Genomic DNA, 10378 nt, shown 5'->3' with positions numbered 1-10378 from the left:
GCGATACCGAGCGGATTGGAAGCAAACCGGCGCCAGACATGCCAAACATTCTGGAATGCCGCGTGAGTAGCACTCGTCGGCTCTTGCGTGGTAAGCCAGGCTGTCAGCCTCTTGCTATCGCTGTTCATTGAATCCTCGGGTCGAAAAACTTGTAGAGCAGGTCCGAGATCACGTTAAGCGCGATAAAGACACAGCCGATGATGAGCGTGCATGCAACCACCACATTCATGTCGCCAATGACCAAGGCATTGGTCAGGTACTGACCAAACCCAGGCCAGCCGAACACCGTCTCGATCAGCACTGCGCCTTCCAGCATGCCGCCATAGGACAGCGCAACAACGGTAACCAGTTGAACACGAATATTCTTGAAGGCATGGCGCCAGATGACGCTGTTTCGGGGCACACCCTTGGCGCGCGCTGTGATCACATATTCCTGGCTCAGTTGTTCCAGCATAAAGCTGCGTGTGATGCGGCTGATATAGGCAATCGAAGCATAAGCCAGCACCGATGCCGGCAGGATGATGTGCGATACCGCACTCCAGAAAACATCCATGTCCCAAGCAAGCAGCGCATCGATCAGCAGAAAACCGGTGACGTTCGGGACAATGTCCTCGTAAAAGAGATCAATCCGGCCAGATCCGCCAACCCAGCCGAGCTTGGCATAGAACAGCATGAGCCCGACCATGCCGATCCAAAAGATCGGGGTTGAATGACCGAGCAGCGCGATGAGCCGCACCGCATGATCGGCAAAACGCCCGCGATTGACGGCCGCATAGACGCCGAGGGGAATTCCGATGCCCGCGCCGAGAATGATCGTTACCGTTGCAAGCTCCACCGTCGCCGGCAAGACACGGACAATATCTTCCATCACCGGACGGCCGGTCAACAACGTGGTGCCGAAATCACCGTGAAGTAGTTTCTTGAAGAATATCCAGAACTGCTGCAGCACCGGCAGGTCAAGGCCGAGCTCCTGCTTGACCTTGAGATAGGTGGCGCGGTCGGCATCGGGACCGACGACGGCAATAACTGGATCGACTGGCATCAGTCGCCCGATAACGAAGGTTAGGAGCACCAGCAAGAAAAGTGTCGTCAGGACACTGAGCAGAGAGCCGCCGAAACGGCGATATTTTCGCAGACCCGAACTCCGCCTTGGTGTCCGGGCCACCGTTTCAACCTGATTGACCATGCGCTGGCGACCTGACTTTGCTTTTCTAGTCCTGCTTCTCGACCTGATCCCAGCGGGTCATCCAGCCGATATCACCAACATAATTTTTCAGCCGGGCGCTTTTAGCGTAGGGATCGACACGCTGCGAAATCGGGATCACGGGCGGACCGGACTCTTCAAACAACTTCAACGCCTGCTTGTAAAGTTCGACACGTTTTTCTTCATTGTCGGTGATGGCCGCAGCTGCGTCGATCAGTTTGTTGACCTCGGGCAGTTGGAACGATGCGCGCCATGCTTGCAGATTGGCGAGATTGGCGCCGTCAGTGTTGTCGGGATTATAGGCGTGGGTGCGGATCCAGCCGTCCGCGTCGGTCTGTGCCGAAGAAGCCGTGCGCCCTACACCAAGTTCGAATTTGCGATCACGCATTGGTCCATAGGTCTGATCGCCATTACCGGTCTGGATGTCGACCTTGACGCCAGCAACAGCGAGATTTTGCTGAATGGCCGTCGCAAGATCAGCATAGGGCGTCGAGTTGAGCGAGAGCAGCTGTTTGTTGAAGCCTTCGGGATATCCGGCGGCAGCCAGATCCTGTTTGCACTTTTCCGGATCATATTGATTGCCGATGTTCGGGATGTATCCGGGAATGTCGGACGGAATGAATGTGGTTGCGCTCTTGCCGTAGTTCTTCATTACGACGTCGTTGATGTCCTTGTAGTTGATGCAGTAGCGCAATGCTTTGCGCACTTCCGGCTTGGCAAATTCCGGATCCTTCGTACTCATGATCAGATAGTAGAAACCGGACCCGACAAGCCGGTCAATGACGATGTCGGGATTTTTGGCGAGGCCATCGATGTCGGCAGAGACGAGCTGGAAGCCGACATCAAGATCGCCCTTCTCCAGCTGAAGACGTTCTGTCTGCGATTCCGGAAGATGGCGCACAAGTACGCGTTTCATCTTCGGTTCGCCGCCCCAGTAATCGTCGAAGCGATTGAGCACGACAATGTCATTGGGGTTCCAGCGATTGAGGGTGAACGGACCGGACCCCGCAGCATTCGATGCGAGCCAGCCTCTGCCCATATCGCCATCTTTCTCGTGCTTGGCGAGCACTTCCTTGTCGAGAACCACACCATAGGCGCGGGTGAGCGCGTTAAGCTTGAGCGAGGGCGCAACGGGGGTAGCAACTTCCATGACAAAGGTATTGTCGTCCTTCGCGTGGAATTTCTGATCTACATTGTCGGCCGTATAGCCCCAATTTGCATAGTAGGCCTTGGCGAGCAGGCCAAGCTTGACAGCACGTTGTAAGGAATAAGCAACATCTGCAGCTGTGATCTTGCGACCACTCTGGAAAGTCGCCTTGTCATCCAATGTGAATTCGATTGTGCCGTCCTGCAATACGTTCCAGGATTTTGCCAGCATGGGCAGTACCTTGCCAGGCGTCTGCGGATCGGTGCGTACCAGCGTGTCATAGAGATTGGCGATAACATGATAGGATTCGTAGGAATTGACGTTGTGCGGATCAAGACTGGTGAGATTCACCATATTCATGCCGATGACCAGCTGGTCCTGCGGTGTCTTTGCCTCGGCCACATTCATTGTCAAGGCAGCAACGATGGCTGTCGTCCCCGCTAGAAAAGCACGAAAATGCGTCATAGATTTCCTCCCTACGAGCCAATTTATTCTTATGTTGTATGACATCGTAGTATTGATCCTTGTCGCAAGCAAGGGCAAATTTGTTCGAAACCACGCACCTAAAGCGGAAATCATCCGATTCAGTAGGAAACAAATTCAAAAATCGATTCCTGGGAATAACAGTTTTCCGCAGCAAAATATATGATATCCTACTTTTCATTCCGCGCTTAAACGCGGGCTTACGCTGATCTGAATTGGATGCGAAAGGATATTATGTCGAGCATTGGCAAACGAGAAACGCTTACAGGTCAACTGGTTAAGGCCGTTGCAGACCGTATAACGTCGGGGCAATACAAGCGGGGGGAGCGGCTGCCAACGGAACAGGATATGATCGGCGAGTTCAATGTAAGCCGAACTGTCGTACGAGAGGCAATTGCCAATCTAAAGGCAAAAGGGCTGGTTCATACACAACAGGGTATTGGCGCTTTTGTTCTAAAAGATATCCCCTCCGCTCCCTTCCGAATCGAGGAGGACAATCTCGAAATCATCGAAGAAATCCTCAGCGTCATGGAGCTGCGAATCAGCATTGAACTTGAAGCTGCAGCGCTCGCGGCAGTACGGCGGGACGAGAGCGAACTTGCCAGAATCAAGCACGCGCTGGACATGATGAATGAGGCGATCGAACGGGGCGAAAGCTCTATTCAGGCGGATCTCGAGTTTCACCGCGCGATCGCTGCCGCGACAAAGAACCGCCATTTCCTTAGCATGTTCAACTACTTGGGTGAAGTCTTGATTCCCAGGACACGCTTGCAGACCCACAAGATCGGCGGCCTTCCCCAGCGTGAATATCTGGAACGAGTTAACCGCGAGCACAACCAGATTTACCAATCCATAAAAATGCAGGATGTCGAAGGTGCCCGCGCTGCCATGCGCCTTCATCTCGGGAGCAGCCGTGATCGCTTGCGAAACAACACGCCGCAGGCAAACAACAATTCGGACTAAACTCTCGTTTGCCGCATGTTTGATTAATTCAGTTGTATGATGACATACATGATGCTAGTCGTGGGTTAATCCGATTTCATACGAGGCTCCCATGCATCCACAGACACTCAAGCAAACGATAAGCTCCGGTCTCCTGTCTTTCCCGGTGACAGATTTCAACGAGAACGGCGATTTCGCCCCGGTGGATTATGCGAAACGCCTGGAGTGGCTTGCTCCCTACGGCGCGTCGGCGCTGTTTGTCGGCGGGGGCACTGGCGAAGGTTTCTCACTGACACCAGTCGAGCATGAGAATGTCGTGCGCACCGCAGTAGGGGCTTGCGGCAAGGAGGTGCCGATCCTGGCGGCAGCCGCCTATGGGACGCGTATTGCCGCGGAGATGGCGCGCAATGCCGAGAAGAATGGTGCTGCCGGTCTGCTTCTCCTCCCCCACTATCTCACGGAGACAAGCGTTGAAGGAATCTGCCGTCACGTCGAAGCTGTCTGCGCTGAAACGAGCCTTGGCGTTATCGTTTACAATCGAAATGTCTGCAAGCTGAACGCCGATGCACTGGAACGCCTCGCCGATAAATGTCCGAACCTGATCGGGTTCAAGGACGGCGTTGGTGAAATCGAGAATATGGTTTCAATTCGCCGCCGGCTCGGCGATCGCTTCGCTTACCTTGGTGGCTTGCCAACGGCAGAAGTGTATGCGGAGGCCTATAAGGCGATGGGCGTCGCTGTCTATTCATCCGCCGTGTTTAACTTCATTCCTCGTACCGCCCTCACCTTTTACAGAGCCGTCTCCGAAAATGACCACGGCACGACGGCAAGGCTGTTGAACGAATTCTTCCTGCCTTATATCGCCATTCGCAACCGTGTTCCCGGCTATGCGGTAGGTATCGTCAAGGCAGGCGCAACGATCGTCGGTCGTTCCGCCGGGCCAGTCCGCGCACCGCTCGTTGACTGCACTACCGGCGATATGAAGGACCTTGGGGAGCTTATCGAAATACTAGGTTCGCAAAGGTGATTAGCCAACTTATGACTTTCTAAGAGAGACTGTGGCGGCAGCGTTTTAGAATATTATTCCTTTGCAAGGCGGTGGACCGTTAGAAATCTGAATGTTACGTTTCGTCGTGGGAGGACAGTCCGCATCCGATGAGCAGACCGGATACGCAAGTTGGAGAGAATTCGATGAGCAGAACTGTCCTGAACGCCGTGGGTGTACCGTTGTATTATAGCGGAAGCTCGACGGCATGGTTTTCCGCAACCGGATCCGGTTCCGAACTTCATGGGACGAACGGCAATGATTCCCTATGGGGAGACAGCGCAGTCGACGTCACCATGCGCGGCGGGATGGGCGACGACATCTACTATCGCTATTCAAGCATCAATCGCGTCTATGAGGCAGCGGATCAAGGCGTTGATACCGTAAATACATGGATGAGTTCCACCCTACGGGAAAATTTCGAAAACCTGACCGTCACAGGCGATGGGCGTTACGCCTTTGGCAACAATGCCGATAACATCATTACAGGTGGTTCCGGCAGTCAGACCATCGATGGCGGCGATGGAAACGACGTTCTGACCGGCGCCGGCGGTGCCGATACTTTCATCATAACGAGGGGCAACGGGAGCGATCTCCTCACCGATTTCGGCTTCGACGATGTGGTGCGCCTGGATGGTTACGGGCTGACCTCTTTCGAGCAAGTTCGCAGTAATCTTACCCAGGAAGGGGCCGATCTCAGGCTCTCTCTCGGAACAGGTGAAAGTCTGGTTTTTAATGATACGACAGCGGACGAACTCCGGGCGGATCAGTTCGAACTGAGCCTTGACCGCTCCACTTTGACCCGCACCTTTTCCGACGATTTCAATTCGCTCCAGCTTCGTGACGGGGATACCGGTACATGGGAGGCGAAATATTGGTGGGCGCCCGAGAAGGGAGGGACCTTGTCAGGCAATGGTGAGCTTCAATGGTATGTCAATCCTGCCTACCAGCCTACTGCCTCGGTCAATCCATTTTCCGTGAACGATGGTGTCTTGACTATCACCGCGGAACAGACGCCGGACGAGATCAAATCCGAAGTCGAAGATTACGATTATACATCTGGCATGCTGACGACTCATCCCTCCTTTGCCCAGACCTACGGCTATTTCGAAATTCGCGCTGACATGCCGGACGATGCGGGTGCATGGCCTGCTTTCTGGCTGCTTCCCGAAGACGGTTCCTGGCCTCCTGAACTCGACGTCGTGGAAATGACCGGACAGGATCCGAACACCGTCAACGTCACCGTCCATTCGAACGAGACTGGGCAACAGACCTCGGAGACAGCCGCCGTGCATGTCGGCGATACCGACGGATTTCACAGCTACGGCGTGTTATGGCAGGAAGATGAGGTCGTCTGGTATTTTGATGATGTTGCCGTCGCTCATGCGGATACCCCGTCGGACATGCATGACCCGATGTACATGCTCGTCAACCTCGCCGTCGGCGGCATAGCAGGCACGCCAACGGACRGCCTGGCAGATGGTTCTGAAATGAAAATCGACTACATCAGGGCCTATTCTCTCGACGACCTGGGTGTTGATGCGGGCACCGACGTGCTATCCTCGCAAACTTCCGACTGGCATACTTAAGAGATGTGTTGGTCCGTTCTACGCTTTATGCATCGATTTCATGCTTCAGCGGGTGCCGTTTGTGGTTTTCGGTGCGGCACATCGTGGCGTCCGTTAGCTGCAATGATGTTTCGGTGACCGCGTGACGTGAAGCTGATACGGATCCTGCAAACAAATCGGAATTGCCACCTCCTTGTATCGTTGCAATCAGGACGGCGCAAAGCCCGAGACTGACCAAATATTTATGCCCGAGATTGTTCGTCCTCTCAATCCGGTCGTGGACATATTCGGGAACACCATCAAGCTCTCGCATGGTCAACTCCTGTTTGCTCTGGATGTCTGAACTGGCAGCCCGGGCGACTGTGATCACGAACACCGGCGACGAGGTCATGGCGGCGTGGTGCGGCACACCGTCCGCTGTAGCGTCGAAAGCGCTCCGATGCGGGTTTGCAATGCTTGAGTCAGTGGAGGCCTGGAACCGCGAAGATCGTTCCCATAGACCGGGTTTGAATATTGGTGTGGGCCTTCATGCGGGACCAGTTGTTCTGGGTGAGATCCCCGGTTTGTCTGAACGACGAATGAGTGTGTTCGGCGATACGGTAAATACTGCAAGCCGCCTCGAGCAGATGACGAGAGCATATTCAACTGATCTGATCGCCTCCGACGAACTGGTGCGGCTGGCATCCGCAATCACACCAGCGGAAAGGGGATCCAATCGGCTTCATTCAGCGATAACCGCAAAGGTCCGTGATCGGGCTGGATTGCTTTCAATCCGCATTTCTGCGTGAGGTCCCAAGTCGCCTCACGCCACAGCCGCCGGGACCTAGTCTACTGGCAGCTTGCGCGCTGGCCAATCGTTTCTTGGTACCGGGTTGCCTATCCCGAAACTGAAGGAAACGACTTCCATCGCTGCCGCATCGACCTGGCATTTGAAGTCCAGATTGTACCAGTTGGACCTGTTTCGAAATGCCCCCTCCCGGGAACTCAATGTACCGCTCGCGATGGTTCGGCCGGACGGGCTATATGCCAGCAAGTCGGCATCAGGCCTTTGGTTGCGGACCTGTTCCATTGCTTCAATACCGCACAACTGCGTGATCCTCCGGTTTATCGGGAGGTTGCCTATGGCCTGTCTCACCCTCGGATCGGACAATGCGTCGGGTGAAAACAGTTTCTTCGCTCGGGTAAGTTTGAGTGGCTTCTGCTTGCCGCTTTTCGCCTCCGCCGGCTTCTTCGGTGCAGGTGCCTTCTCACTTTGCGCGAGTGCTTTTGCATCCGCTACCTGTTGCGCCGTCGGAGCTTCGTCCTTGCGTGGTACGTCGCCTCTGTCCGTCACGGGAAGATCAAGCTTTGGCAAGTCAGGCTTGGTGGCGGACGGCGCCGTTTCTGCGGGCGGTTCCGTCTCCGTCTCTGGCTTTGCCGGAGACGCATCCTGCGGTGTTGAATCGGCACTTTGAGGCGCCTCTTGCTCTTCGGGAGGCAGCTGCGGTTCGATCACCTTCTCGTCGGTTTTGGCCAGGGCGGACTCGAACGTCTGTGGCGGCGGCGGAGATAGTGGTGCCGCCGGTTGTGGCTTGCTCTCGGCTGGCTTGTTTTGCGTCTTCTCCGGCGGCTTGGGCGGCGCCGGAGGCACGACCTCTACCTTGATAGCTTCTTCCGGTGGCTTTGGCAGCGCCTCGGTCAAGCGGAACAGCAACAGAAATGCCACCGACAGATGCAGGGCAACAGACGCCAGTGCGCCCCATCCCCTCCACGGCTTCTTATAGTGTTGCATTGTTCAGACGATACCGGACCCGCATCCTTGAAACCTAGGCTTTAGCAGGGTCGGCAACAAGGGGCCGCAATCCGATAGTCGAATTGCCGGCGGCGCAATGCCCCGCCGGCAAATCAATCAGACGCTCGCGTATGCGAAGACCTCATTGGCTCCGCGATAAATCATTTCCAGCGACACGTAGAGAATGATCAGAAGACCAACATAGGCGATCCAGCGGTGACGCTGAAGCAAGCGCGCAATGAAGCTCGCGGCAATACCCATAAGGGCGATCGACAGGATCAAGCCAAAGACAAGTATTTCAATATGATCACGCGCAGCGCCGGCTACAGCCAGCACATTGTCGAGCGACATCGAAACATCCGCGATGACGATCTGCCATGCAGCTTGCGCGAAAGTCTTGCGCGGAGCACCCGCAGCAATTTGCCCATCACCATCGATATCCCCCCGTAAAAGCGCCTCATTGGCTTCGGTCTCTTCAGCATGGCTGGTGCGAAGCTCCCGCCACATTTTCCAGCAAACCCAAAGCAGGAGGATACCGCCCGCAAGCAACAGACCAATGATCTGCAGCAGTTGGGTGGTGGCGATCGCAAAAATGATGCGCAGCACCGTGGCTGCGATAATACCGAGAAGAATGGCTTTGGCGCGCTGATCCTTTGGCAGGCCAGCGGCGGCCAGGCCGATGACGATTGCATTGTCGCCAGCCAGGACCAGATCCATCATGATGACCTGGAGTAGGGCTGAAAGTGCGCTGGCACTGAGAAGTTCGCTCATGTGGTACCCGTTTTCCATAATTGGGGGCGCCCAAATTCCATGAAATATCCGAAATCACAAAGCAACGGCAATCTGCACTTTCGTTTGGAATGCGGACTGAACTGTGAAAAAATTACGGTCGATTGTATTCCAGGAAACCAGGCCATCCAGTTGAACACTCAGTCCGACATCGCAGTTCCAAGAACTGCCAGAGGGGCCCGGCCTGATGTGTCATTCCTATTCGAATCGCGCCGCGAACTCAAGGGGGCAATATGTGGATTCGAAATGAGGCTGTGGTTTGATCCAATTCACACGCAGTATTGTCGTGGCGCGAAGAGCGACTTTTCGTCCGCTGGACCGGCATGGGCGATGCCGATAGGTTCTGCCTGCAATCGAGAGGGAAGCACATGACTGATATTTGGTTTCGTACGGGTGAAGCAACGGTTTTGGCTGCGGAGGGTCAGGTGACCGACGCCATGCCCGAGGTTGTCATCGGCTCGGTCAGGGGTCCGGTCGGACAGGCGTTTGCGTCGATGATGGGACAGGTCAAGGGTCACACACGTATGTTCGTGGTGCGGGATCTCAACCAGGCAGTGCGTCCTGCCACGATGATGACCACCAAGGTCACAATCAAGAACATGGCATATGCGGAACTGCTTGGCGGGGTCGTACAGGCGGCGATGGGCGATGCGATCGTCGATTGTCTCATCGAAGACATTCTCCCCCGCGATCAAGCCGATGACCTCTGCATGATCATTACCGTCTGGCTCGATCCCCGCTGCGTCGACGACGAAAATCTCGACCACAAGGATCTTTACCGTACCAACTACGAAGCGACAAAGCTCGCAATTTCCCGGGCAATGACCGGCAGACCCACGGTCGAAGAACTCATCGCCAACCGCAAGACGGTCAAACATTACGCGCTGGAAGGCATCATCGACTATTGATCGGCCAGGGGCGCCCGCGGACTGCCTGGCTCCGATTACTTAGAACCCAAACGATTTCTGCGCTGGTTGCGGTGTTTCGAAACGAACACCCTCCAGCTCGAGCATGCGGGCCTTGGCGACGGAGCCTCCGGGCGCGGAAAAACCACCGACTTTGCCACCGGCCGCCAATACGCGATGGCAGGGAATAATCAACGGCACCGGGTTCTTGGCCATGGCCTGACCAACATCACGCGCAGCTTCCGGTCCTGCGCCAAGTTGCTTGGCCAAGGCACCATAGGTCGTCGTATGACCCCAACCCAACTGCCGTGCCGCAGCATAGATTTGCTCGAAAAATCCGTCCTGCTCGCCCAAATCGAGCTTGAAGTCGAAAAAATCAATCTCTTCGCCCTCGAAATAGCGCTTTGCCGCAGCCACGGCTTGAAGCACTTGCTCTGAGGGTTGCCCAGGTTCAGCGCCAGGTAGCCTGCGGAGCAGCAACCGTTCCGCCGCGTCAGCACTTTTTGTCGGCAACTGAAAGCGTG

11 protein-coding genes are annotated in these 10378 nt (G+C 55.4%); 5 read left to right on the top strand and 6 right to left on the bottom strand.

Going from position 1 to position 10378, the window contains the following annotated elements:
• Positions 1-124: 124 nt before the first annotated feature.
• Positions 125-1186 (bottom strand): ABC transporter permease, encoded by a 1062-nt coding sequence (locus ACXJ5O_RS10995; protein ID WP_457299930.1) that lies wholly within the window; start codon positions 1184-1186, stop codon positions 125-127.
• Between the two features lie 25 nt (positions 1187-1211).
• Positions 1212-2816 carry an ABC transporter substrate-binding protein gene (locus ACXJ5O_RS10990; protein ID WP_457299929.1) on the bottom strand — a complete coding sequence of 535 codons (1605 nt, stop codon included), beginning with the start codon at positions 2814-2816 and terminating at the stop codon, positions 1212-1214.
• 252 nt (positions 2817-3068) lie between these two features.
• On the opposite strand from ACXJ5O_RS10990, the gene ACXJ5O_RS10985 reads away from it, so the two are divergent.
• The 3 genes from ACXJ5O_RS10985 (at position 3069) to eglC (ending at position 6410) form a co-directional block, all read left to right on the top strand.
• The gene (locus ACXJ5O_RS10985; RefSeq protein WP_457299928.1) at positions 3069-3797 is read left to right on the top strand and encodes a FadR/GntR family transcriptional regulator; all 729 of its coding nucleotides are present in this window, start codon (positions 3069-3071) and stop codon (positions 3795-3797) included.
• A 91-nt stretch (positions 3798-3888) separates the two neighbouring features.
• Positions 3889-4803 carry a 5-dehydro-4-deoxyglucarate dehydratase gene (gene kdgD, locus ACXJ5O_RS10980; RefSeq protein ID WP_457299927.1) on the top strand — a complete coding sequence of 305 codons (915 nt, stop codon included), beginning with the start codon at positions 3889-3891 and terminating at the stop codon, positions 4801-4803.
• Between the two features lie 164 nt (positions 4804-4967).
• A complete protein-coding gene (gene eglC, locus ACXJ5O_RS10975; RefSeq protein ID WP_457299926.1) occupies positions 4968-6410 on the top strand; it encodes an endo-1,3-1,4-beta-glycanase EglC in 1443 nt (480 codons plus the stop codon).
• 25 nt (positions 6411-6435) lie between these two features.
• On the opposite strand, the gene ACXJ5O_RS10970 is transcribed toward eglC, so the two are convergent.
• A complete protein-coding gene (locus ACXJ5O_RS10970; RefSeq protein ID WP_457299925.1) occupies positions 6436-6702 on the bottom strand; it encodes a hypothetical protein in 267 nt (88 codons plus the stop codon).
• A 22-nt stretch (positions 6703-6724) separates the two neighbouring features.
• Between ACXJ5O_RS10970 and ACXJ5O_RS10965 the strand changes: the two genes are divergently transcribed.
• Positions 6725-7177, top strand: coding sequence for an adenylate/guanylate cyclase domain-containing protein (locus ACXJ5O_RS10965; RefSeq protein ID WP_457299924.1), 453 nt, complete (start codon positions 6725-6727; stop codon positions 7175-7177).
• A 35-nt stretch (positions 7178-7212) separates the two neighbouring features.
• Here the strand turns inward: ACXJ5O_RS10965 and ACXJ5O_RS10960 are convergent, their stop codons facing one another.
• On the bottom strand, positions 7213-8160 hold the full coding sequence (locus ACXJ5O_RS10960) for a DUF930 domain-containing protein (RefSeq protein WP_457299923.1): 948 nt from the start codon (positions 8158-8160) through the stop codon (positions 7213-7215).
• Positions 8161-8277: 117 nt separating this feature from the next.
• Positions 8278-8931: a TerC family protein gene (locus ACXJ5O_RS10955; RefSeq protein ID WP_271897853.1), complete on the bottom strand. Its 654-nt coding sequence runs from the start codon at positions 8929-8931 to the stop codon at positions 8278-8280.
• Between the two features lie 386 nt (positions 8932-9317).
• On the opposite strand from ACXJ5O_RS10955, the gene fae reads away from it, so the two are divergent.
• Positions 9318-9857: a formaldehyde-activating enzyme gene (gene fae, locus ACXJ5O_RS10950; RefSeq protein ID WP_457299922.1), complete on the top strand. Its 540-nt coding sequence runs from the start codon at positions 9318-9320 to the stop codon at positions 9855-9857.
• 39 nt (positions 9858-9896) lie between these two features.
• On the opposite strand, the gene ACXJ5O_RS10945 is transcribed toward fae, so the two are convergent.
• Positions 9897-10378 (bottom strand): methylated-DNA--[protein]-cysteine S-methyltransferase (locus ACXJ5O_RS10945; protein WP_457299921.1); only part of this gene is annotated, 482 nt, incomplete at its 5' end.

The sequence above is a fragment of the Phyllobacterium sp. P5_D12 genome, assembly GCF_054049495.1.
The sequence above is the reverse complement of the archived record's forward strand: the minus strand, read 5'-3'. Positions and strand labels throughout refer to the sequence as shown.